This window comes from Pseudomonas sp. TMW22089, from assembly GCF_022496645.1.
GTDB classification, from domain to species: Bacteria; Pseudomonadota; Gammaproteobacteria; order Pseudomonadales; family Pseudomonadaceae; genus Aquipseudomonas; species Aquipseudomonas paraversuta.
On the sequence record NZ_SCFG01000010.1, the window covers coordinates 1 to 22,062 of the forward strand.

At 58.5% G+C, this 22,062-nt stretch carries 20 protein-coding genes and 2 pseudogenes; 10 read left to right on the forward strand and 12 right to left on the reverse strand.

Features of this window, described 5'->3' with window-relative positions; all coding sequences use genetic code 11:
• Positions 1–240: pseudogene (locus EQV90_RS11705) on the forward strand (integrase core domain-containing protein); the annotation flags it as partial.
• An 11-nt stretch (positions 241–251) separates the two neighbouring features.
• Here the strand turns inward: EQV90_RS11705 and serA are convergent.
• Positions 252–1,481: a phosphoglycerate dehydrogenase gene (gene serA / locus EQV90_RS11710; RefSeq protein ID WP_003437626.1), complete on the reverse strand. Its 1,230-nt coding sequence runs from the start codon at positions 1,479–1,481 to the stop codon at positions 252–254.
• Positions 1,482–1,687: 206 nt separating this feature from the next.
• Here serA and EQV90_RS11715 point away from each other — a divergent pair, with 206 nt between their 5' ends.
• The 7 genes from EQV90_RS11715 (at position 1,688) to EQV90_RS11745 (ending at position 8,576) form a co-directional block, all read left to right on the forward strand.
• Positions 1,688–3,082, forward strand: a complete 1,395-nt coding sequence (locus tag EQV90_RS11715) for an FAD-binding oxidoreductase (RefSeq protein WP_003437628.1) — start codon at positions 1,688–1,690, stop codon at positions 3,080–3,082.
• Positions 3,083–3,166: 84 nt separating this feature from the next.
• Positions 3,167–3,832, forward strand: a complete 666-nt coding sequence (locus EQV90_RS11720) for a fumarylacetoacetate hydrolase family protein (protein ID WP_010656776.1) — start codon at positions 3,167–3,169, stop codon at positions 3,830–3,832.
• Positions 3,833–3,962: 130 nt separating this feature from the next.
• On the forward strand, positions 3,963–5,003 hold the full coding sequence (locus tag EQV90_RS11725) for a DUF5924 family protein (protein WP_003437635.1): 1,041 nt from the start codon (positions 3,963–3,965) through the stop codon (positions 5,001–5,003).
• Between the two features lie 79 nt (positions 5,004–5,082).
• Positions 5,083–6,213 carry an MlaE family lipid ABC transporter permease subunit gene (locus EQV90_RS11730; protein WP_003437638.1) on the forward strand — a complete coding sequence of 377 codons (1,131 nt, stop codon included), beginning with the start codon at positions 5,083–5,085 and terminating at the stop codon, positions 6,211–6,213.
• An 8-nt stretch (positions 6,214–6,221) separates the two neighbouring features.
• On the forward strand, positions 6,222–7,013 hold the full coding sequence (locus EQV90_RS11735; protein ID WP_003437642.1) for an ABC transporter ATP-binding protein: 792 nt from the start codon (positions 6,222–6,224) through the stop codon (positions 7,011–7,013).
• A gap of 1 nt (position 7,014) precedes the next feature.
• The gene (locus EQV90_RS11740; protein WP_003437645.1) at positions 7,015–7,953 is read left to right on the forward strand and encodes an MlaD family protein; all 939 of its coding nucleotides are present in this window, start codon (positions 7,015–7,017) and stop codon (positions 7,951–7,953) included.
• Complete coding sequence (locus tag EQV90_RS11745; protein ID WP_240878127.1) at positions 7,950–8,576, forward strand: ABC-type transport auxiliary lipoprotein family protein; 627 nt, start codon at positions 7,950–7,952, stop codon at positions 8,574–8,576. Before EQV90_RS11740 ends, EQV90_RS11745 begins: the two co-directional genes overlap by 4 nt.
• A gap of 70 nt (positions 8,577–8,646) precedes the next feature.
• Here the strand turns inward: EQV90_RS11745 and EQV90_RS11750 are convergent, their stop codons facing one another.
• The 5 genes from EQV90_RS11750 to EQV90_RS11770 form a co-directional block, all read right to left on the reverse strand.
• Positions 8,647–9,876, reverse strand: coding sequence for a nucleoside recognition domain-containing protein (locus EQV90_RS11750; protein WP_003437651.1), 1,230 nt, complete (start codon positions 9,874–9,876; stop codon positions 8,647–8,649).
• A 105-nt stretch (positions 9,877–9,981) separates the two neighbouring features.
• Positions 9,982–11,301, reverse strand: coding sequence for a glutamate/aspartate:proton symporter GltP (gene gltP / locus EQV90_RS11755; RefSeq protein WP_003437653.1), 1,320 nt, complete (start codon positions 11,299–11,301; stop codon positions 9,982–9,984).
• A gap of 573 nt (positions 11,302–11,874) precedes the next feature.
• Positions 11,875–12,339, reverse strand: coding sequence for an inhibitor of vertebrate lysozyme family protein (locus EQV90_RS11760; RefSeq protein ID WP_010656775.1), 465 nt, complete (start codon positions 12,337–12,339; stop codon positions 11,875–11,877).
• Between the two features lie 2 nt (positions 12,340–12,341).
• Positions 12,342–12,506 (reverse strand): DUF1328 domain-containing protein, encoded by a 165-nt coding sequence (locus EQV90_RS11765; protein WP_003437658.1) that lies wholly within the window; start codon positions 12,504–12,506, stop codon positions 12,342–12,344.
• A gap of 83 nt (positions 12,507–12,589) precedes the next feature.
• Entirely contained in the window at positions 12,590–12,892 is a 303-nt protein-coding gene (locus EQV90_RS11770) for a hypothetical protein (RefSeq protein ID WP_240878129.1), read from the reverse strand.
• A 427-nt stretch (positions 12,893–13,319) separates the two neighbouring features.
• On the opposite strand from EQV90_RS11770, the gene algB reads away from it, so the two are divergent.
• Positions 13,320–14,666: a sigma-54-dependent response regulator transcription factor AlgB gene (gene algB / locus EQV90_RS11775; RefSeq protein WP_003437663.1), complete on the forward strand. Its 1,347-nt coding sequence runs from the start codon at positions 13,320–13,322 to the stop codon at positions 14,664–14,666.
• Positions 14,667–14,676: 10 nt separating this feature from the next.
• Positions 14,677–16,467, forward strand: a complete 1,791-nt coding sequence (locus tag EQV90_RS11780) for an ATP-binding protein (RefSeq protein ID WP_240878130.1) — start codon at positions 14,677–14,679, stop codon at positions 16,465–16,467.
• Positions 16,468–16,478: 11 nt separating this feature from the next.
• Here the strand turns inward: EQV90_RS11780 and EQV90_RS11785 are convergent, their stop codons facing one another.
• The 6 genes and pseudogenes from EQV90_RS11785 to EQV90_RS11810 all read right to left on the reverse strand — a co-directional run bounded on the left by EQV90_RS11785 (position 16,479) and on the right by EQV90_RS11810 (position 22,059).
• Positions 16,479–17,261, reverse strand: a complete 783-nt coding sequence (locus EQV90_RS11785; RefSeq protein WP_003437665.1) for an N-acetylmuramoyl-L-alanine amidase — start codon at positions 17,259–17,261, stop codon at positions 16,479–16,481.
• A gap of 83 nt (positions 17,262–17,344) precedes the next feature.
• Positions 17,345–19,381 (reverse strand): diguanylate cyclase, encoded by a 2,037-nt coding sequence (locus tag EQV90_RS11790; RefSeq protein WP_240878131.1) that lies wholly within the window; start codon positions 19,379–19,381, stop codon positions 17,345–17,347.
• Positions 19,378–20,244: an endonuclease/exonuclease/phosphatase family protein gene (locus EQV90_RS11795; protein ID WP_003437667.1), complete on the reverse strand. Its 867-nt coding sequence runs from the start codon at positions 20,242–20,244 to the stop codon at positions 19,378–19,380. Before EQV90_RS11795 ends, EQV90_RS11790 begins: the two co-directional genes overlap by 4 nt.
• Before the next feature lie 14 nt (positions 20,245–20,258).
• Positions 20,259–20,912 (reverse strand): thiol:disulfide interchange protein DsbA/DsbL, encoded by a 654-nt coding sequence (locus EQV90_RS11800; protein WP_003437668.1) that lies wholly within the window; start codon positions 20,910–20,912, stop codon positions 20,259–20,261.
• Between the two features lie 191 nt (positions 20,913–21,103).
• Complete coding sequence (locus EQV90_RS11805; protein WP_003437669.1) at positions 21,104–21,724, reverse strand: c-type cytochrome; 621 nt, start codon at positions 21,722–21,724, stop codon at positions 21,104–21,106.
• Between the two features lie 46 nt (positions 21,725–21,770).
• A pseudogene (locus EQV90_RS11810) lies at positions 21,771–22,059 on the reverse strand (c-type cytochrome).
• Between the last annotated feature and the right edge of the window lie 3 nt (positions 22,060–22,062).

Here is a 22,062-nt window from a genome sequence, read left to right on the forward strand (position 1 = left end):
GTTCGATGACGGACGGCTATGACTGCTACCAAAATGCTTTGGCAGAGCGGGTCAACGGGATCTTGAAAACAGAGCTTCTGCTTGAGCGCCCACACGACTTAATGCAGGCGAAGAAGATGGTGAGTGAGTCGATATCGATCTACAACAGCGAGCGTCCGCACCAGTCTTTGAAATACAAAACGCCCGATGCAATGCATCGGGCGTTGGGGTGAAACAGGTGTAAACCTATTTCAGGACTAGACACCCGCGTCTTAGAACAGAACGCGGCAACGGATGGTGCCGTTGATGGTTTGCAGCTTCTCTTGCGCCAGGTCCGAAGACTCGGCGTCGACGTCGATCACTACATAGCCAACTTTCTCGTTGGTTTGCAGGAACTGGCCGGAGATGTTGATACCGTTTTCGGCGAAGACCTTGTTGATCTCGCTCATCACACCCGGGATGTTCTGGTGGATGTGCAGCAAACGGTGCTTGCCAGGGTGAGCCGGCAGGGCAACTTCCGGGAAGTTCACGGACGATACCGAAGTACCGTTGTCGCTGTACTTGACCAGCTTCTCTGCCACTTCCAGACCGATGTTGGCTTGCGCTTCAGCGGTGGAACCGCCGATGTGCGGGGTCAGGATCACGTTGTCCAGGCCACGCAGCGGGCTTTCGAACACGTCGTCGTTGGAGCGCGGCTCAACCGGGAACACGTCGATAGCGGCGCCGATCAGGTGCTTGTCCTTGATCGCGTCAGCCAGGGCGTCCAGCTCAACCACGGTGCCACGTGCGGCGTTGATCAGAATCCCGCCCTTCTTGATGGCGCGAATTTCTTTCTCGCCGATCATCCACTGGGTGGCTGCAGTTTCAGGTACGTGCAGAGTCACGATGTCGGACATGCCCAACAGTTCGTGCAGATTGCCAACCTGGGTCGCGTTACCCAACGGCAGCTTGGTCACGGTGTCATAGAAGAACACCTGCATGCCCAGGCCTTCGGCCAGTACCGACAACTGCGTACCGATCGAGCCATAACCGACGATACCCAGTTTCTTGCCCCGGATTTCGAAGGAGTTAGCTGCACTTTTGATCCAGCCACCGCGGTGGCAGGAAGCGTTTTTCTCAGGGATGCCACGCAACAACAGGATCGCTTCAGCCAGCACCAACTCGGCCACCGAACGGGTGTTGGAGTAAGGCGCGTTGAAAACAGCGATACCGCGTTCGCGAGCAGCGTTGAGGTCGACCTGGTTGGTGCCGATGCAGAAACAACCAACAGCGACCAGTTTCTTGGCGCAATCGAACACTTCTTCGGTCAGCTGGGTACGAGAACGGATGCCGATAAAGTGGGCATCAGCGATCTTTTCCTTCAGCTGGGCTTCAGGCAAGGAACTGGTGATGTACTCGATGCTGGTGTAACCGGCAGACTTGAGTACTTCAACAGCGGATTGGTGGACGCCTTCCAAAAGAAGGAACTTGATCTTGCTCTTATCGAGAGAAGTCTTGCTCATCTGCGTAAACCTGTGTCCCAGAGAAAAAATGGCAGGGAATGGACAGCGAGAGCTGACCTGTCCGGCGTGAAGACCGGCACCGAGAATCGTCCTACGGCTCGATTCTACGGGGGGGTCGTATGCTAGCATAAGCGCCCCGCTAAACACCCATACCTGCGACGTGAAGCGTTCTCAGGATGACCATGAATTGTTCGAGAGTTCTGTTGATGACCCATCCAGTCTTGATTGAAGAGCTAAAGTCCCTGGTAGAGCCTGGCAAGGTCTTGACCGACGCTGACTCCCTCAACGCTTTTGGCAAGGACTGGACCAAGCATTTCGCCCCGGCCCCGCTGGCCATCGTGTTCCCCAAAACCACTGAGCAAGTACAGGCCATTGTGCGCTGGGCCAATGAGCGCAAGATCGCCCTGGTACCGTCGGGCGGCCGTACGGGTTTGTCGGCGGCAGCCGTGGCGGCCAATGGCGAAGTGGTGGTGTCGTTTGACTACATGAACCAGGTGCTGGACATCAACCTGACGGACCGCACCGTGGTCTGTCAGCCCGGTGTGGTCACCGCGCATCTGCAGAACCTGGCCGAAGAAAACGGCCTGTACTACCCGGTGGATTTTGCCTCGGCCGGCTCCAGCCAGATTGGCGGCAATATCGGCACCAATGCCGGCGGGATCAAGGTTATCCGCTACGGCATGACCCGCAACTGGGTGGCGGGGATGAAAGTCGTGACCGGCAAGGGCGATGTGCTCGAGCTCAACAAGGACCTGATCAAGAATGCCACCGGCTACGACATGCGCCAGCTGTTTATCGGCGCCGAGGGCACCCTGGGTTTTGTGGTCGAAGCCACCATGCGCCTGGACCGTGCGCCGAAAAACCTGACGGCGATGGTGTTGGGTACGGCCGATTTCGATTCGATCATGCCCGTGCTGCACGCCTTTCAGAGCAAGCTGGATCTGACAGCCTTTGAGTTCTTCTCCGACAAGGCTCTGGCCAAAGTGATGGGCCGCGGCGATGTACCCTCGCCGTTCGAGACCGATTGCCCGTTCTATGCCCTGCTGGAATTTGAAGCCACCACTGAAGAAGTGGCCAATGCCGCGCTGGAAACCTTCGAGCACTGCATGGAGCAGGGCTGGGTGCTGGATGGCGTGATGAGCCAGAGCGAGACCCAGCTGCAAAATCTGTGGAAACTTCGCGAATACATCTCCGAAACCATTTCCCACTGGACGCCATACAAAAACGACATTTCGGTCACCGTATCGAAAGTCCCGGCATTTCTAAAGGAAATTGACGCCATCGTCGGCGAACACTACCCGGACTTCGAAATCGTCTGGTTCGGCCACATTGGCGACGGCAACCTGCACCTGAACATCCTCAAGCCGGAAAACCTGAGCAAGGACGAGTTCTTCGCCAAGTGCGCGACGGTGAACAAGTGGGTATTTGAAACCGTCGAGAAGTACAACGGTTCCATCTCTGCCGAACACGGCGTGGGCATGACCAAACGTGACTACCTGACCTACAGCCGCTCGCCGGTCGAAATCGAGTACATGAAAGCGCTCAAGGCCGTGTTCGACCCGAACGGCATCATGAACCCGGGCAAGATTTTTGCGATTTAACTAACAATGCCCCCTGCAGGAGCGAGCTTTAGCGCTGGCTCCTGCAGGGTTGGTTTCACCCTTGAATCCCCAGCGGAGCGGTCCATGAGCTATCAGCACCAGTATGTCGACGGTACCCGGATTCACTTTCCAATCGGCAAGGTGGTGTGCATCGGACGCAACTATGCCGAGCACGCCAAAGAGCTGGATAACCCGATCCCCACCGAGCCCCTGCTGTTTATCAAGCCGGGCAGTTGTGTCGTGGCTCTGGACGGTGGTTTTGCGATCCCCACCGAGCGCGGTTCGGTGCATTACGAAGCAGAAATCTCGGTGCTGATCGGCAAGGCCCTGTCCAACAAACCAAGCCGCGAGGAAGTGCTGGATGCTATCTCCGGCTTCGCGCCCGGACTGGACCTGACCCTGCGCGACAAGCAGGCCGAACTCAAAGGCAAGGGCCTGCCATGGGAAATCGCCAAATCGTTCGATGGCGCCTGCGTGCTGGCCCCGTTCGTACCGAGCTGCACCTTCGCTGATCTGGCCGACATCGGCATCCGCCTGAGCATCAATGGTGAAGTGCGCCAGGACGGCAACAGCGCGCTGATGCTCAATCCGATCGTGCCGATGATCCAGCACATGGCAGCCTGTTTCTCGCTGCAAGCCGGCGACGTGATCATGACCGGCACCCCGGCAGGCGTTGGCCCGCTGAATGTCGGCGATGAACTGGTACTGGAACTGACTGACGTGAGCCGCTTCGACAGCAGCGTGCGCTGAACCGCAGTGGGAGCCTGGCTTGCCAGCTCCCACCTGTTTCGGGCTGCGGGGGCGTAAACATCCCGGACGCTGCGTCCTCTAAAACGCTATTCTGTCGAGGATATTTCCTATACAGAATGTGAACCGCCGAATGCCGAACTGGAACCACTACGTACAGCGCATCCTTGAATTAATGAAGCGCTATCCGGGGCTGATCGCGGCATTTGGCTTTTGCTCGGGCGTGGGCAGTTTCATTCTGGTGGACCGCCAGCAAGGCATGGCCCGCTGGATCGCCGTGATCCTGCTGGTGAGCTGGGTCTGGCTGATGCTGGAAAACAGTTTCACCCAGTTGTTCAGCCGCGTGTTCAAACGCGAAATCCCCCCGCCGTTGCTGCGTTATGCAACGCAGATGATTCATCAGGAAAGCCTGTTTTTTGTCCTGCCCTTCTTCTTCATTACCACCACCTGGAACAGCGGACAACTGGTGTTTACCGGTCTGCTGGGTGCCGCGGCGCTGGTGACCATCACCGACCCGCTGTACTACCGCTGGCTGGCACCCAGGCGCTGGCTGTATCTGGCAATGCACACCCTGGCCTTGTTCGCGGCCCTGCTGACGGCACTGCCGATCATCCTCAACCTGACCACCTCCCAGAGCTACAAGCTGGCGCTGGGCACCGCGGTACTGCTTTCAATCCCGAGCCTGGCCGTGAGCCTGCCGCTGAAGACCTGGCGCGGCTGGCTGGTGCTGCCCTTGATCGTACTGACACTGGGGGGCACCGGCTGGCTGCTGCGCTCGTGGGTACCGCCTGCAACGCTATGGATGACCGAGGTCGCGGTGACCACCCAGCTGCAGGACCGCACGCCGGGCGAAAGCGTTGAGCAGATCAGCGTTAGCGAACTGCGCAGCAGGGGTCTGTATGCCTACACCTCGATCAACGCACCCCGTGGCCTGAATGAACGGATCTACCATGTGTGGCAGCTCAACGGCCAGGAAGTCGACCGTATCGCGCTGGATATTCACGGGGGACGCAAAGAAGGCTATCGCGCCTGGACCCACAAACAGAACTTCCCGCCGAATCCCGAGGGACGCTGGCAAGTACGGGTGATCACCGAAGACGGGCAACTGATTGGCGTGTTGCGCTTTCGGGTTAACCCAGATCAATCCCCGGGGACCGATGTTCAGGCAAACTGACGCAGTTTTACAGGACTGTGCTATTACATAAGGTCTACGTTCAAGCGTATTTAGCTGGGAGCTTACGATTATTACGGCCATGGCGGGCAATGCCCAACTAGACACTTCCAGCAATCCGGCGCGGCTGCGTATCAGCGGCGACTGGACGTTGGCCCATTACACCCGGCTCAAACAGCAGACCGAGCAACTGGCCGGTCAGTACGATGCTCAAACCGCAATTGATCTGGATGAAGTGTCCAGCATCGATACTGCAGGGGCGTCGTTGCTGGTGGATCTGTTGGGCGCCGAACGCGTCAGCCAGCTGACCGACACCGCACACAAACTTCCCGCCGCTGACCGTGCCCTGCTGCAAACGGTCTACGCCTCACTGCGCGACTTCTGTGTGCCGGTCAAAGTCCCCCAGCAGAACATCTGCATCCTGTTGTTGAGCCGTATCGGCGGCGCGGTCTACAAGCTGTGGCAAGACTCGCTGCAGCTGCTGGGCTTCATCGGGCTGATTCTGCAAACCCTGGCGCGCAACCTGTTCCGGCCAAAACAGTGGCGCATTACCCCCATGGTGGCGCATATCGAGCAGATCGGCCTCAACGCCGCGCCGATTGTGGTGTTGTTGACCTTCATGGTGGGCGCGGTGGTGGCCTTTCTTGGAGCCACGGTGCTGGCCAACTTTGGTGCGGGGATCTTTACCGTAGATCTGGTTGCCTTCTCCTTCCTGCGCGAGTTTGGCGTGTTGCTCACCGCCATCCTGCTGGCAGGCCGGACGGCCAGCGCCTTTACGGCACAAATCGGCTCGATGAAAGCCAACGAAGAGATCGACGCTATTCGCACTCTGGGCCTCGACCCCATGGACTTGCTGGTGCTGCCACGGGTTTTGGCACTGCTTATCGCGCTGCCGCTGCTGACCTTTCTGGCCATGATGGCCGGCATCCTCGGTGGCGCGGTGGTGTGCGTGGTCTCGCTGGGCATTTCCCCCGACATGTTCATATCGCTGTTGCACTCCGATATCGGCGTTCAGCACTTTTTGGTGGGCATGGTCAAAGCACCGTTCTTTGCCTTTCTGATCGCCGCAGTGGGCTGCCTTGAGGGCTTTAAAGTCAGCGGCAGCGCCGAATCTGTCGGCGAGCACACCACGTCCAGCGTGGTGCAATCGATCTTTATCGTGATCGTCCTCGACGCCGTGGCCGCGTTGTTCTTTATGGAGATGGGCTGGTGAGTGGGCCAATGCAAGCGCCCCGCGAGGCGATAATCGAAGTACGGGGTCTGTGTAACCGGTTTGGCAGCCAGGCTGTGCACGAGAACCTCGACCTGGATGTGTACAAGGGCGAGATTCTCGGCGTGGTCGGCGGCTCCGGCACCGGCAAGTCGGTGCTGTTGCGCAGTATTGTCGGGCTAAGGCGACCGACTGAAGGCCAGGTCCGGGTGTTCGGCCAGGACCTGTTAAGCCTGCCGGAAGAGGCGCGTTCGAAGATTGAGCGGCGTTTTGGCGTGTTGTTCCAGAGCGGCGCGCTGTTTTCTTCGCTGACCGTGACGGAAAACATCGCCCTGCCCCTGATCGAACACGCGGGGCTGAGCCGCCCCGATGCAGAGCATCTGGCGTGCGTAAAGCTGGCGCTGGCCGGGCTGCCCCTGTCCGCCGCTGACAAATACCCGTCCATGCTGTCAGGCGGGATGATCAAGCGCGCGGCACTGGCCCGGGCACTGGCACTGGATCCGGACATTCTGTTTCTGGATGAACCTACCGCCGGGCTGGACCCCATTGGCGCAGCGGCGTTTGACCAGTTGATCCTGACCTTGCGTGACGCGATGGGTCTGAGCGTATTTCTCGTGACCCACGACCTGGACACGCTGTACACCATCACCGACCGGGTAGCGGTGCTCTCGCAAAAACGGGTGTTGGTGGCCGCCCCTATCAAGCAGGTCGAAGACTACGACGACCCGTGGATTCATGAATATTTCCATGGCCCCCGCGGCCGCGCTGCATACGAAGCGGCAACCAAGATCAAGGAGCAATAACATGGAAACCCGTGCCCATCATGTATTGATCGGCCTGTTCAGCGTTCTGGTCATAGTCGGGGCCATGCTGTTTGGCCTGTGGCTGGCCAAGGCCAGCATGGACAGCACCTTCAAGGATTACGAAGTGGTGTTCAACGAGGCTGTCAGCGGCTTGTCCAAAGGCAGCTCGGTGCAATACAACGGGATCAAGGTCGGCGATGTCATAGAACTGCGTCTGGATGACAAGGACCCGCGCCGCGTACTGGCCCGGATTCGTCTGGCCGCCGGCACCCCGGTCAAGGTCGACACCAAGGCCAAGCTGGCGCTGACGGGCGTGACCGGCACCTCGATCATCCAGCTCAGCGGTGGCGACCCGAACAGCCCGGACCTCAAAGGTGTAAACGGCAAACTGCCCACCATCGTGGCCACCCCCTCCCCGATTGCCCGGTTGCTCACCGATGGCAATGACATGCTGGCCAATATCAACATCCTGCTGCATAACGCCAACCGCCTGTTCTCCCACGACAACGTCAACCGTGTGGGCAAGACTCTGGAAAACCTGGAGCAGACCACCTCTGCCATTGCCAGCCAGCGTGACGATATCAGCCAGATGATGAAACAGCTGGCCCAGGTCAGCAAACAGGCCAGCGGCACCCTGGAGCAAACCACCGCACTGATGCGCAACGCCAATGGCATGTTGAGCAACCAGGGCCAACAGATGTTCAGCAGTGCCGAACAGGCCATGAAGTCGCTGCAACAGAGCACTGCAACCATCAATCTGTTGATCAACAACAATGAACAGTCGCTCAACAGCGGCCTGCAGGGCCTCAATCAGCTGGGCCCGGCCGTCAATGAGCTGCGCGAAACCCTCGGCACATTACGCTCGATTTCGCGGCGCCTGGAAGCCAATCCAAGCGGTTACTTGCTGGGCCGCGAACAGAACAAGGAATTCACGCCATGACCCGTACTTATCGCCTGGCAGGTTCAATCGTCCTGGCTGCCAGTCTGAGCCTGCTCAGCGCCTGTTCGATATTGCCCAAGCCCGAGCAGGTTGACGTGTATTGGCTGCCCTATGCCCAGGCGCCGCTCGCCGCCAGCCGTGGCGCGCCGGTTAACTGGTCGCTGCGACTCGAAAAACCGATGGCCAGCAACGCGCTGAACAGCCAGAACATTGCGGTGGTGCCCGAGGGCAATCTGATCAGCAATTACAAAGGCGCACGCTGGAGCGATCCGGCGCCTGTACTGCTGCGCAATCGCTTGCTCGATGCGTTCTTGCAGGATGGCCGGATTCAGGGGCTGAGCACCGACGACAGCAACCTGCAGGCCGATTACGAGTTAGGCGGAGAGTTACTGGCGTTCCAGACCCGCTATAACGGTAAAAGCCCCGAGGTGCTGATTCAGTACAACGCCCGGCTGGTGCGCAGCAGCGATCAGCGGGTGCTGGCGTCCAGGCGCTTTGAAGCACGCCAGCCACTGAGCAATCCGATGGTGCCGGGGGTTGTTGCAGGTTTTGGCCAGGCCGCTGACACGCTGATGCCGCAAGTGGTGCAGTGGGTGATTCAGCAAGGGCAGGCGCAACGCTGAGCCCTTTATCGCTGGCAAGCCGGCCCCCACAACACCTGTGGAAGCCGGCTTGCCAGCGATAGTTTGAGGATTAACCGAAGAACCAGTAGCACACCGCGATCGCTGCCACTACGCCCGAAAACTCGGCGAGCAAGGCACAACCCACCGCATGGCGGGCACGCTGGATGCCCACGGCGCCGAAGTAAACGGCCAGCACATAGAAGGTGGTTTCAGTACTGCCCTGCACCGTCGCGGCGACCAGCGCCGGAAAGCTGTCCACCCCTTGGGTCTGCATGGTTTCGATCAACAGGGCCCGCGCCGCACTGCCCGAGAACGGCTTGACCATTGCCGTCGGCAACGCATCGACAAAGCGCGTATCCATGCCCAGCCACTCGACCACATGGCGAATTCCGTCCAGGCCGAAATCCAGCGCACCAGAAGCCCGCAACACGCCCACCGCACACAGCATGGCCACCAGATAGGGCAGCAGGTTCTTGGCGACATCGAAGCCCTCTTTGGCCCCTTCGACGAACGCCTCGTATACCTTGACCTTGCGCAGCGCGCCAATCACCAGAAACAGCATGATCAGCCCGAACAGCGTCAGATTGCCGAGGATCGAGGACAAACTCGCCAGCGCTGCAGCCGACAGGCTCGCCAGCAACGCCATGAACGCGCCCAGAATCAACGCCCCGGGTACCAGATAGGCCAGTACCACCGGGTCCCACAGTCGCAAGCGCTGCATGAAGGCCACCGAGAGCAGGCCTACCAGCGTCGAGGCGCTGGTCGCCAGCAGGATCGGCAGGAACACCAGGGTAGGGTCGGCTGCGCCCTGCTGAGCGCGATACATGAAGATCGTCACCGGCAACAGGGTCAGGGACGAGGCGTTGAGCACCAGAAACAGGATTTGTGCATTGCTCGCACTGGTCGGGCTTGGATTGAGTTCTTGCAGTGCCCGCATGGCCTTCAGGCCAATGGGCGTGGCGGCATTGTCCAGGCCCAGGCCGTTGGCCGCGAAGTTCAAGGTGATAAACCCCAGTGCCGGATGCCCGGGCGGCACTTCGGGCATCAGGCGCTTGAACAGCGGCCCCAGCGCCCTGCCCAGCCAGTCGACGATGCCGGCTTTTTCAGCGATGCGCAGGAATCCCAGCCACAGGGTCAAGGTGCCGAACAACAGAATCATCACCTCGACCGACAGCTTGGCCATGGCAAAGATACTTTCCACCATGGCCGCAAAGATTCCGGCATTGCCGCCCACCAGCCACTGGACAAGCGCCGATACCGTAGCGACCACGAAAAAGCTGAGCCATAGGCCGTTGAGCATCGAGTGAACTCCTGGAAGATACGCCGAATGATAGCGGCCAGACCGCAGAAACAACAAACCCCGGACAAGTCCGGGGTTTGTGAGGGTGCAGCTGCCGAGGGACGATTATTCGCCTTTAGGCAGGGCTTCCTTGCTGCGCCAGTGCGGCAGCGAGTTCCAGTAGCGCTCGCCCTTGGCGTCGTCGTACATACCTTCCCAGCGCGAAATAACCAGTACCGCCAGGGCGTTACCAATCACGTTCAGGGCGGTACGGGCCATGTCCATCACACGGTCGACACCGGCGATAAAGGCCAGGCCTTCAAGCGGGATGCCCACGCTGCCCAAAGTGGCCAGCAGCACTACGAAGGACACGCCCGGTACACCGGCGATGCCTTTGGAGGTAACCATCAGGGTCAGTACCAGCAGCAGTTGCTGGCTGATCGACAGGTCGATGCCGTACAGCTGCGCGATAAATATCGCCGCGATACTTTGATACAGCGTCGAGCCGTCCAGGTTGAAGGAGTAGCCGGTCGGTACCACGAAGCTGCAAATGGCTTTCGGCGCGCCGTAGGCTTCCATCTTCTCGATCACGCGCGGCAGCACGGTTTCGGAGCTGGCGGTGGAGTAAGCCAGGACCAGCTCATCCTTGAAGATGCGCATCAACCTGATTACCGAGAAGCCAAACAGCTTGGCGATGAGGCCCAGCACGGCAAAGGCGAAGAACAGAATGGCGGCGTAAACCAGCAATACCAGTTTGGCCAGCGGCACCAAAGAGGCAAAACCGAAGTTGGCAACGGTCACGGCGATCAGCGCAAACACACCGATTGGCGCGTAGTTCATGATCATGTGAGTCACTTTGAACATCGACTCGGACACGCCCTGGAAGGTTTTCACCAGCGGGTCGCGCAGTTCGGCATTCAGGCTCGACAAGCCGAGGCCGAAGAGTACCGAGAAGAAGATGATCGGCAGCATCTCACCGCGAGCCATGGCTGCGAAGATGTTCGACGGAATCAGGTTGAGGATGGTTTCAATGAACGCATGCTCGTGGGTCACTTCAGCAGCAGTGGCCTGATACTTGGAAATATCGACCGTGCCCAGCGTGCTCATGTCGATCCCGGCGCCCGGGTGGAACACGTTGGCCAGCACCAGACCGACCAGAATCGCGATGGTGGTCACCACCTCGAAGTAAAGAATGGTTTTAAGACCGATGCGACCCAGCTTCTTCGCATCACCCACGCCTGCAATCCCGACAACCAGTGAGGAAATCACGATTGGGATCACGATCATCTTGATCAGACGGATAAAGATATCGCCGGCAGGTTGCAGAACGTTGCTGATCCACCAGGCTTTTTCGGCACTGAAGTGGTTGAGCAGCGCGCCGATTGCAATCCCGAGGACCAGACCGATTAGGATCTGCCAGGCGAGGCTAAGTTTTGCCTTCTTCATGTCATTACCCTTACTTCAAGTGGACTCGGGTGAAGGCTTTGACCAGAGCGCTCAAAGCGCAAAAATCGAAAGCCTGCACCCCCGTAGAAGGTCGCCCAAATCGAACCGGACAGGCTCTTTGGCAGGCGAAAAAAGGCGCAACTATTCCCATGCCGGAGTAAACCGTCTAATGCCGTAAACGCCTACCCCATGCCGAATCGGCATGGGTTTTGTCCGACAAGACTTCATGAACATGGGCTGAGGAAAGCTAAGAATAGACGACATAAGTGCCGCACACCGGCTGTTTCAAGGTCTTTTGTGGCCGTAAATAGCGACGAAAAATCGTCAAACAATTAAGAAATATCCCATTGCATTAATCGGGAATTCTGAAGAAAAGATTTTGTATCCGGTCGATATACGGTCGGGGTTCAGAGGTTGTTCCTGCCCCGTCGATACTTTGCAAAATAATGAGAACAGACAATGCATTAGCTATGTCTGCAGCGACCCTGCAGACACAAAAAAGCCCAGAGAAAACCTGGGCTGTCGTGTCTGAAAAAGCGAACCTGCTCCCGAAAAATCAAAGAGCCGTGCTCCTCAGTACCAATTCGGGTCTTTCTTTAACTGCTCTTTAAGCATGGCCTGTACACCTTCGTCCGGCTGACCCAAAAAGCGGTAGTCGGCGTGACGTGTCGGGGATTTGTCTGCAGGCAGACCGGCCGGCACCTCAACCAACATTGCATAAGCGTGTTTCTTGTCAAAACTGACGGCGACAATCAGGCGCCCGGTCGTGCAGGTATCGGCGGTTTCACATAAAGGACCGACCAGATACTTGTCGCCATTTTCAGTCACGGCATTCATTTGCTCGGCCGCACCGGAGAGGTTCATCACCCACTCGGGCAAACGCTCCTCCTTCTTCACCACCTGTTGCCAGGCCTCACGGTAGTCAGGATCGCTGAGTAACTGGTTAGCGTGCGACTGGCCATCGTTTGCGGCCAGGGCCATGGCACTGCTGCCCACCAACAGGGCAGCGGCCAATGCCTTCAGGGATCGGCTAAGCATGATCAACCTTTACCACGACGGCCAAAGATGAAGGACACCACGAACATCACCAGGAATACGACAAAGAGAATCTTGGCAATGCCGGTCGCGGTGCCCGCTATACCACCAAAGCCCAGTACAGCAGCGATGATGGCGATGATCAGGAAGGTAACTGCCCAACTCAACATGGTGTTTCTCCTTATTACTGTGGGAATAGCCTAATACCAATGGTGCATTCCGATGCCAGCAAGGGCCTCAAAACTGTGAACACTTAAAACACCCAACGTTCCGGTGCAGGTTGCGAATTAGCTGTTTGCGTCTCTTCGGCGGCGGTCAGTGCATAACTGTCCGCGGCAGTGACTCGCGCATTCAGTGCACTCGACTTGATCGTACTGAAGTGGTGTTGCTGATAGGCGACAGCAGGCAAGGGCGCGGCCACAGGCTGCGACGCTTGCTCCCAGCGAACCAGTTGCTGACCACCGATCAGGGTCACCACCAAAGCAAGGCTGGCGAACAGACCCTGCTGCAGGTGCAGTGGCGAAATATGAAAGCTGGCGAAACCTTGGCGATGCATGCTCAAACTCCTGCCACTCGGTGGTCAATTCAGGGAATGGTCCGCCAGTCATGACTGATCTGTACGGCGTCTATACCTGAGTTATTGCAGGCTGCATGCCAGCTTTTATAAAATAAATAAATACTTATAAATCAACGAGTTAAACGCTTTAAAAAGACAGCTGTGCGCGCATCCTGCACGATGCTGCCGAGACTGTCGTGCGTTCTGCACGATCTGTGTAGAGCCCTGAAGGCTTGCGTGAGGCACAGAGGCACCAATGAGCACTCACCTGCTGCGTCCATTCAGGTTTAAAAGCTTCTAAATCATCTAGTTAGGCAATGCAGCCAAAGGCCTTCCCTGCTAGCCTCTTAAAAAATCGTGAAAAAATCATGCAACTTGCCCGATTATTCCGACACTAACCATGAACACTCATAGAGGAAGGCAGGAAATGGATACAGCCAAAGAGCACCAGGGCCGCATTCTGCTGGTGGACGACGAGTCCGCCATCCTGCGTACATTTCGCTATTGCCTCGAAGACGAGGGTTACACCGTTGCCACCGCCAACAGTGCGGCACAAGCCGATGCGCTGCTGCAGCGACAAGTATTCGACCTGTGTTTTCTGGATTTGCGTCTGGGTGAAGACAATGGCCTGGATGTCCTGGCCCATATGCGCATTCAGGCGCCATGGATGCGGGTCGTGATAGTGACTGCCCACTCGGCTGTGGACACCGCCGTGGATGCCATTCAGGCAGGCGCCGCCGATTATCTGGTGAAACCCTGCAGCCCTGATCAGTTGCGTCTGGCCACCGCCAAACAATTGGAAGTACGCCAGCTTTCCGCCCGCCTCGAAGCCCTGGAAGGTGAAATTCGCAAGCCTAAAGACGGGCTCGACTCTCACAGCCCGGCCATGATGGCGGTGCTGGAAACCGCGCGCCAGGTAGCAGGCACCGATGCCAACATCTTGATTCTCGGTGAATCCGGCACCGGTAAAGGCGAACTGGCCCAAGCCATCCATGGCTGGAGCAAACGGGCCAAGAAATCCTGTGTAACCATCAACTGCCCGTCGCTGACAGCCGAGTTGATGGAGAGCGAACTGTTCGGCCACACCCGCGGCGCCTTCACCGGCGCCAGTGAAAGTACACTGGGCCGGGTCAACCAGGCGGACGGCGGTACATTGTTTCTCGATGAGATCGGCGACTTCCCCCTGACATTGCAGCCAAAACTGCTGCGCTTCATTCAGGACAAGGCCTACGAGCGGGTCGGCGACCCCGTGACCCGGCGCGCCGATGTGCGCATCCTGGCGGCCACCAACCTCAATCTTGAAGACATGGTTCGCGACGGGCGCTTTCGTGAAGACCTGCTCTACCGCCTGAACGTCATCACCCTGCACCTGCCGCCGCTACGCGAGCGCAGTGAAGACATTCTGACCCTGGCCGATCGCTTTCTGGCCCGCTTCGTTAAAGAGTACGCTCGCCCAGCCCGGGGCTTCAGCGAAGAAGCCCGACTGGCGCTGGCCAATTACCGCTGGCCCGGCAACATTCGCGAGCTGCGCAACGTGGTTGAACGTGCGAGCATCATTTGCCCGCAGGAAGTGGTTGAAGTCAGCCATCTGGGCATGGCCGAGCAAACCACGCCGAACACTCCGCGCATTGGTGCGGCACTGAGTCTCGACCAGCTGGAAAAAGCCCACATCGGTGCGGTACTGGCCACGAGTGAAACCCTGGACCAGGCAGCAAAAACCCTGGGCATCGACGCTTCGACACTCTATCGCAAGCGCAAGCAGTACAACTTGTGAGCCGCATACGATGAAACTTGCGATCAAGCTGCGAACCCGGCTGTTTCTAAGCATTTCTGCACTGATTACGGTGGCGCTGCTCGGGCTCCTGCTTGGCGTCGTCAGTGTGATGCAAATGGCCAAGACCCAGGAGGCGCTGATCCGCAATAACTTCATCACCCTCGATCTGGGCCTGAAGCTGCGTCAAAGCCTGGGTGACCAGCTGATTCTGCTGCTGCGTAATCAGCAAGACCCCAAAGCGCTGCAAGCATCAACCCGGGAATACCTGAAACTGCTCGACGAGGGCATCGAGCATGAGCGCAAAAACAATCTGCACAGCGGCTTTACCCAGGCCCGTACGGACTACGAAAGCTTCCTCAAAGCCCTCAACCCGGCTCAACCCAACACCCCTGACCTGAGTACTGACAACGAGCTGAGGAACCGCTTCAACCTGTTGCGCAACGGCCTGATTACCGAGCACCGCAAGGCCCTCGAAAATATCTATAGCGCCCAGGCCTCCGCCCGGGACCGGGCCCTGATCATTGCCTTGCTTCTGGGCCTGGTAGGGCTTGCGGTACTGACCATAGGTTTTATTACCGCCCACGGCATTGCCCGACGTTTTGGCGCGCCGATCGAAGCATTGGCCAAAGCCGCCGACAATATAGGCAAAGGCAACTTCGAGGTGGTGCTGCCACTCTCCTCGGCCACCGAGATGAACCTGCTGACCCGGCGTTTCGGGATCATGGCCGAAGCACTGCGCCAACATCAGGCAACCAATGTCGACGAACTGCTGGCGGGCCAGCAACGGCTTCAGGCGGTGCTCGACAGTATTGACGACGGTTTGCTGATGATTGATCAGCAAGGCCGCCTCGAGCATCTGAATCCGGTCGCGCAACGCCAGTTGGGCTGGGATCAGAGCCGCCTCAGTCAGCCGCTGGGCGAGGCGCTGATGCGCCCGGAGCTCGATCAGCAATTGCTCACGGTCTTGCGTGGCGGCAACCTGGAACGAGCCCCGGAAGACTTGAGCGTCGATATAGAGGGTGAAAAACGCCTGTTGACCTACAGCCTGACCCCGGTCAGCCAGCCCAAAGGACCGATTCTTGGTGCTGTAATGGTGTTGCATGATGTCACCGAGCAGCGGGCCTTTGAACGGGTACGCAGCGAGTTCGTACTGCGTGCCTCACACGAATTGCGCACCCCGGTCACCGGTATGCATATGGCCTTTGGCTTGTTTATGGAGCGGGCGCGTTTTGATCCGCAGTCCCGTGAAACCGACCTGCTCAACACCGTCAATGAAGAAATGCAGCGGCTGATGCAGTTGATCAATGACCTGCTGAATTTTTCCCGCTATCAAAATGGCATGCAAAAGCTGACGCTGGCCCCCTGCGACCTCCCGGGCATGCTCGAAGACGCCCGGACCCGCTTCGCGGCCCGCGCGGCAGCCAAGGGGATCGAGTTGCAGGTCGACCTGCAGCCACCGCTACCGGTGTTGAATGCCGACCAGCCACAGCTCGAACGGGTCATTGATAACCTGCTGGACAATGCCTTGCGCCACACGGCCAGCGGCGGGCAGATTCGCCTGCAGGCGCGGCGGCATGGCGAGCGGGTGATCATCAGTATTGAAGACAATGGCGAAGGCATTGCCTATGGCCAACAAGGGCGGATTTTCGAGCCCTTCGTGCAGGTAGGTCGCAAAAAAGGCGGCGCCGGCCTGGGGCTGGCGCTGTGCAAGGAAATCGTCCAGCTCCACGGCGGGCGGATCGGCGTCTACTCACGCCCTGGCCAGGGCACCCAGTTCTACATGGCCCTGCCGCTGTTATAGCGCTCGCGCGGTCATCGCTTTGCCTGGGTGTTCAGCACTTTCAAAATGGCCGCGCTTTCGGCATCGGGCGTGCCATCAAACAGCGCTGGCCGGAAATGCATCTGGAAGGCCGCCAGGACGTGGCGAGTGGCAACGTCCAGCTCACCGGTCTGGGGGGTCTCGTAGCCCAGCAGGGCCAACTGCTGCTGAAACCAGCCAATACTTGGCAGTGCGTTGGCAAACAGGGCCTGCTCCCGGGCTACGGCCTGGGCCTGCGGCCAGACTCCAAAGCCGGCTTCGGCCAGGCGCTTCCAGGGAAACAACGGCCCCGGATCAAGCTTGCGCAACGGCGCTATGTCACTGTGACCAATGATGTTGTGCGGATCGATTTTGTAGCGCGTCGTGATGTCTTTAAGCAGGGCGATCACCGACTGGATCTGACCTTCAGTGTAGGGATACCAGACCCGCCCGTTGGGCGTATCGCGGAAACCCTTGTTGACGATTTCAATGCCGATGGAACTGGAGTTGAGCCAGGTGCGGCCGTTCCACTGACTTTCACCGGCGTGCCAGGCCCGCTGGTTTTCGTCCACCAGCTTGTAAATGGTTGGCGGGGTATCACCAATCAGATAGTGGCTGCTCACCGGCCCGCTGGTCAGCAATTGCAGTGAACGCTCAAGGGAGGTCGAGGTGTAGTGAAGGACCACAAACTGCACGCGGCTGTCGTGGTTGGCCGAAGGATGGCTGGTATCCATGCGGGGACCGCTGGCACAACCCGCCAGCAGGGCAATAAAGACTAGAAGCGCGGAAAATTTCATGGGCAGACACAACACAGTAAAATGTTAATACACCAGCATACCTTACTGGCTGCGGATGCATCTGAACCTGAGCCCTCAGACCTTCAGAGCAGCTCCTGAAGGTCGGACTCAATGCGATTTCGCCCGTTATGCTTGGCCCGATACAGGGCTTCGTCTGCACGCTTGAGTACAGACTCGCTGCGGTCACCCGCCTTGAACGCCGAGACCCCGATGGAGGCGGTGATGGTTACCGGCTCGCCCCTGAAGTGGAACGGACAGTCGGCAATGGCCAGTCGCAGTTTTTCGAGCAGCGCCAGGCCCATGGCCGGCGTAGCGTCAGGGATCAACAGGACAAACTCTTCACCGCCGAACCGGGCGATAAAATCACCCGGGCGCAGTTGCCTGCGGAGTTGATTGGCAATGATCTTGAGCACTTTGTCGCCTGCCAGATGCCCATAACCATCATTGATCCGCTTGAAATGGTCGAGATCGAGCATGGCGATCAGCAACGGATTGCCCTGTGTTTGCCAGCGTGCGACTGCAAATGCCAGCCGCTCGCCCCAGGCCGCCCGATTGGGCAAACCGGTCAGGGGATCGAGCAGGGCTTTTTGCCGCTGCTCTTCCAGGTGCTCGCGAAAGTCCTGGGCCTGCTGCTCCATTTGCACCACCCGCTCGGCCAATGCTTGCAGGTGTGCTGCGACGTCTTGCTCGCGCGCATCACGCTGCCGCTGGTGTTGATCCAGCGTGCCCAGCAGGCCTTCCAGGCGATTTTCCAGAATGTGTTTGAGACTGCTCAGGTCAACCGCGCCCTGAACGCTGTTTTGCAGCCCGTCGACCTGTTCGCGCAATTGATTGTTCAAGTCAGCCGCGGCAGATCGACCTTCAGTGTGCCCTTCACTGGCCGCCTGAAGGCTGTTCTGGAATGACTCGAGCCGCTCGTTGAGCTGTTTTAGATACGCCTCGAACTCATGCTGGTCACTGTCAGTGACGGCCAGCATCAAGACTGCAAGATCGTCGAGAATCGGTAGTAACTCATACCAGTTGAGCCCTTTTTCAAGACGAGCTTTCATGGCTTCGGCTTGCGGGCGGTGATGCTCCGGCAACGACAGGTCACTTAGCAGACCCAGCAGGGTTGACTCGATATGCGCCGCCACCGAGCTGTATGAGGGCTCCGGGCTTTCAGGCAGCGCATAGGCGGTATCAGGCTCCGGCGGCGCAGCCGCAACCGGGTCTACCGATTCAGGCAGTTCAGCACTGTCGTCAGGTTCAAGGGTGAGCGACTCGACCGGCGCCTCAGGCAGACTGTTCTCTGCATCGACCAGAGCCACCACCGACTCCAGGGCACCGCAGAGAGCTTGTTCTTCCGGCTCATCGGGTGCGGGCACTTCGAGTACGGCAAGGGGCTGTTCAGGCGCCTTTTGCGCGTACTCAGGCAAGGACTGCGCGTGCTCCATTGGCGCCGGTTGCGGTTGCTCAGACACCGGCGGCTGGCTCTCAGCCTGTGGCAACACCGGCGCTGCAGGCAACTTGGCAACCATCGGCTGCAGCATGACTGGCGGTGTCGTGGCTTGTGCTGCAGGTACCGCAACGACTTCGGGCTGGGTTTTGTCTGGGTCTTGAGCACCGAACAGACGCTGTAACAAGCCCGGTTTGGACGATTCCGGTGCCTGGCGTTGCGGCGCCAGGGCAAGTCCCTGCAAGTTACTCAACTCGTCCAGCAACAGCGGTATCTCACGGGCCTGGCCAGCCCGGCTGTCGAGCTGCCTGGCAAATGCCTTGAGCGGCTTGCTGACTTCACGGGGCAACGGCAACGCCTGCAGTTGAGTGACCAGGGTATTAAGCGCAGTACTGATTTGCGCAACCCGGGTTTCGCGGCGTTGTTCGGAGTCGAGTACGGCTTTTTCGAGACGGGGCAGCAAGGTCGCCAATGCCGCGTCCATCTCGTCAGTGCGTACCGCTTCGCGCATTTCCTTCATGCATTGATCAACGGTGCGGTCTGTCCCTTCCGCCGCCAGGGTACTGCGCACCAGGCCCCTGCGCAGCAGGTCGAGCCGCGCATTCCAGCGCCGCTCAAGTTTGTCTTGGCGCTCGATGCTTAAAAGGTACTTCTCTTTCCAGCGATTGGCGTCGTCGGAGCTCATGAAGGCGAGCCGCTCAACATCGGCAGTGAATCGCTACCCACCATTCCCGGCAAACGGATTTCAACTGCCACCGGCAAATGGTCAGAGATAGGCTGGTCCAGCACCTGCACACGCTCAAGGGTCAGGCTGGGGCTGAGCAAAATATGATCAAGACAGCGCTGCGGGCGCCAACTGGGGAAAGTGGCTTGCATTTGTGGCGCCAGCAAACCGAGGTCACGCAGGGGCGAGGTCTGGAGCAGATCGGTGGCATTGGTGTTCATGTCGCCCATCAGCACCTGGTGCTGATAACCGCTAACCAGCTCGCGAATGTAGGCCAGTTGCAGGTTTCGTACTTTAGTCCCCAGCGCCAGGTGCATGACCACGACGGCCAGCGCATCAGGGCCGGTACCAAAGCGCACTAAAATCGCGCCACGACCCGCAGGGCCGGGCAAGGGATGATCTTCAATCGCCGTAGGACGCAAGCGGCTGAGCACGCCATTGCTATGCTGCGCCAGTCGCCCCAGATTGCGATTGAGCTGTTGATACCAGTAAGGGAATTCGCCCTGTTGGGCCAGGTACTTGACCTGATTGATGTAGCCGGATCGGTGGCTACCACCATCGGCTTCCTGCAACGCGACCAGATCAAAGTCGCTCAACAAGTCGCCAATCTTGTCCAGGTTACCGGCCCGCCCTTTGTGTGGCAGTACATGCTGCCAACTGCGGGTCAGGTAATGACGATAACTTTGGGTGCTGTTACCGACCTGGATATTGAAACTTAGCAGCCGCAAACGCCGATCATCCGGCAGCCCGCAGGTAGCCAGATGATCCTCGTTGACCTGCGGTTCATGCAGGCCAACGATGCGTTTGCTTTTCCAGCCGCGCACGGCAAGGCCCCCTGTTACTTGGCGGCCCGCTCTTTGGCGATCAGTTGATCGGCCACGTTGAGTGCCTGTTCCGGGCCACCGGCAGTACCCAGATCGAATCGGTACTTGCCATCCACGACCATGGTCGGAACGCCGGAGATTTGATAGGCCTTGGCTTTATCTTTGGCCTTCTGGACCGCACCGGCAACGGCGAAGGAGTTGTAGGTGCTCAGGAACTTGTCTTTATCCACGCCTTGAGCCGCCAGGAATTCAGCCATTTCTTCCGGAGTTTTCAGCAGGTTCCCGGACTTGTCGTTCAGGGAAGCCTTGTGGATGGTTTCAAAGACCGCTTTATGAACCTTGTCTTCTACCCCCATGGCTTCGAGGGTGAGGAACAGTTGACCGTGAACGTCCCAGATGCCGCCAAACATGGCCGGGATGCGGACAAAGTTAACGTCTGCCGGCAGCTTCTCAACCCATGGATTGATGGTCGGTTCGAACGCGAAGCAATGCGGGCAGCCGTACCAGAACAACTCAACCACTTCGATCTTGCCGGGCACTGCAACCGGAACAGCGTTGGACAATTCGACGTAGGTCTTACCGGCTTCAAGCGGTACATCGGCAGCTTGAGCGGTCATGCCAAACAGACTGGCACTGACGAGAGCGGCGCTGAGAATCAGATTACGCATGCTTTACTCCTGGGCAAATAAGGTCGCTTCAACGTGACCTGTCTTCAGACAGGTCCGTTCTGGCTTGAGTTCGGTAGTGTAGCGGCAGATGCTACGAAAAAGGGCAGCCGAAGCTGCCCTTTCAGGTTCACAGTCAAGGATTAAACGATCGTTAACACGGCCGAAGGCTTGCATCCTGGCCTGATCGACCCTTAGTGCAGACCCTGTATGTAGCTGGCCAGTGCCTTGATGTCCTTGTTGCTCAACTTCGCAGCAATACCGCGCATGATCATCGAGTCACCGTCGTTAGTGCGCTCGCCTTCGCGGAAGTCGGTAAGTTGTTTCTCGATGTAGCTGGCGTGCTGGCCACCCAGGTGCGGGAAGCCGGCGGCAGCATTGCCCTGGCCGTCCGGGGAGTGGCAACCGGTGCACGCAGGCATGCCTTTTTGCAGGTCGCCACCACGGAACAGGGCTTCGCCACGGGCAACCAGCGCCGGGTCAGCAGCACCCACCGAGTTTTTCTGACTGGAGTAATAGGCCGCGATATCCGCGAGATCCTGATCGTTCAGGTTGGTCAGCAAACCGGTCATTTCCAGAACCTGGCGCTTGCCGTCCTTGATTTCGTGCAGCTGCTTGAGCAGGTAACGGTCACCTTGCCCGGCCAGCTTGGGGAAGTTTGGCGCCATGCTATTGCCGTCCGGACCGTGACACGCGCCACATACAGCGGTTTTTGCCTGACCTGCAGCAGCATCGCCGACAACGGCGGTGGCTGCAGCCTGGGCAATACCGGCGACGCCCAAGGTCAACAGCAGACTCACGAGTAATTTGTTCATCAGCTAATCCAACTACGGCTAAGGGTTAAAGAGTTATGGGCCGGGCTTACTCGTTCACCCACAGGATGGTTGACCGGTAATCCTCGACACTGCAGTCCATGCACAAACCACGCGGCGGCATCGCCTTGAAACCCTGGGTCACGTGTTGCACCAGCGCTTCCATATCATCCTGTCCTTGGCCTTGAGGCTTCCCGATCACCGGATTTCGATGCTACGGGCAGTTGACCAGCTGGCAGACAATACAAACGCGGTTGTACACGGCTTCCGGATCCTGTGTAGCCTGAGTGCTGTTAAAGTGGCATCAAGATACCGGCAGCTAGCAGCCATTTCGTCATAAA

What these genes read in the sequence shown, in the direction of transcription:
- EQV90_RS11790 (WP_240878131.1), bottom strand. Translation starts at nt 19,381, where the DNA reads ATGAGCTCCGACGACGCCAATCGCTGGAAAGAGAAGTACCTTTTAAGC.
- EQV90_RS11730 (WP_003437638.1), top strand. Translation starts at nt 5,083, where the DNA reads ATGGCGGGCAATGCCCAACTAGACACTTCCAGCAATCCGGCGCGGCTG.
- algB (WP_003437663.1), top strand. Translation starts at nt 13,320, where the DNA reads ATGGATACAGCCAAAGAGCACCAGGGCCGCATTCTGCTGGTGGACGAC.
- EQV90_RS11805 (WP_003437669.1), bottom strand. Translation starts at nt 21,724, where the DNA reads ATGAACAAATTACTCGTGAGTCTGCTGTTGACCTTGGGCGTCGCCGGT.
- EQV90_RS11720 (WP_010656776.1), top strand. Translation starts at nt 3,167, where the DNA reads ATGAGCTATCAGCACCAGTATGTCGACGGTACCCGGATTCACTTTCCA.
- EQV90_RS11765 (WP_003437658.1), bottom strand. Translation starts at nt 12,506, where the DNA reads ATGTTGAGTTGGGCAGTTACCTTCCTGATCATCGCCATCATCGCTGCT.
- EQV90_RS11725 (WP_003437635.1), top strand. Translation starts at nt 3,963, where the DNA reads ATGCCGAACTGGAACCACTACGTACAGCGCATCCTTGAATTAATGAAG.
- EQV90_RS11760 (WP_010656775.1), bottom strand. Translation starts at nt 12,339, where the DNA reads ATGCTTAGCCGATCCCTGAAGGCATTGGCCGCTGCCCTGTTGGTGGGC.
- EQV90_RS11770 (WP_240878129.1), bottom strand. Translation starts at nt 12,892, where the DNA reads ATGCATCGCCAAGGTTTCGCCAGCTTTCATATTTCGCCACTGCACCTG.
- EQV90_RS11735 (WP_003437642.1), top strand. Translation starts at nt 6,222, where the DNA reads ATGCAAGCGCCCCGCGAGGCGATAATCGAAGTACGGGGTCTGTGTAAC.
- gltP (WP_003437653.1), bottom strand. Translation starts at nt 11,301, where the DNA reads ATGAAGAAGGCAAAACTTAGCCTCGCCTGGCAGATCCTAATCGGTCTG.
- EQV90_RS11715 (WP_003437628.1), top strand. Translation starts at nt 1,688, where the DNA reads ATGACCCATCCAGTCTTGATTGAAGAGCTAAAGTCCCTGGTAGAGCCT.
- EQV90_RS11785 (WP_003437665.1), bottom strand. Translation starts at nt 17,261, where the DNA reads ATGAAATTTTCCGCGCTTCTAGTCTTTATTGCCCTGCTGGCGGGTTGT.
- EQV90_RS11745 (WP_240878127.1), top strand. Translation starts at nt 7,950, where the DNA reads ATGACCCGTACTTATCGCCTGGCAGGTTCAATCGTCCTGGCTGCCAGT.
- EQV90_RS11780 (WP_240878130.1), top strand. Translation starts at nt 14,677, where the DNA reads ATGAAACTTGCGATCAAGCTGCGAACCCGGCTGTTTCTAAGCATTTCT.
- EQV90_RS11800 (WP_003437668.1), bottom strand. Translation starts at nt 20,912, where the DNA reads ATGCGTAATCTGATTCTCAGCGCCGCTCTCGTCAGTGCCAGTCTGTTT.
- serA (WP_003437626.1), bottom strand. Translation starts at nt 1,481, where the DNA reads ATGAGCAAGACTTCTCTCGATAAGAGCAAGATCAAGTTCCTTCTTTTG.
- EQV90_RS11740 (WP_003437645.1), top strand. Translation starts at nt 7,015, where the DNA reads ATGGAAACCCGTGCCCATCATGTATTGATCGGCCTGTTCAGCGTTCTG.
- EQV90_RS11750 (WP_003437651.1), bottom strand. Translation starts at nt 9,876, where the DNA reads ATGCTCAACGGCCTATGGCTCAGCTTTTTCGTGGTCGCTACGGTATCG.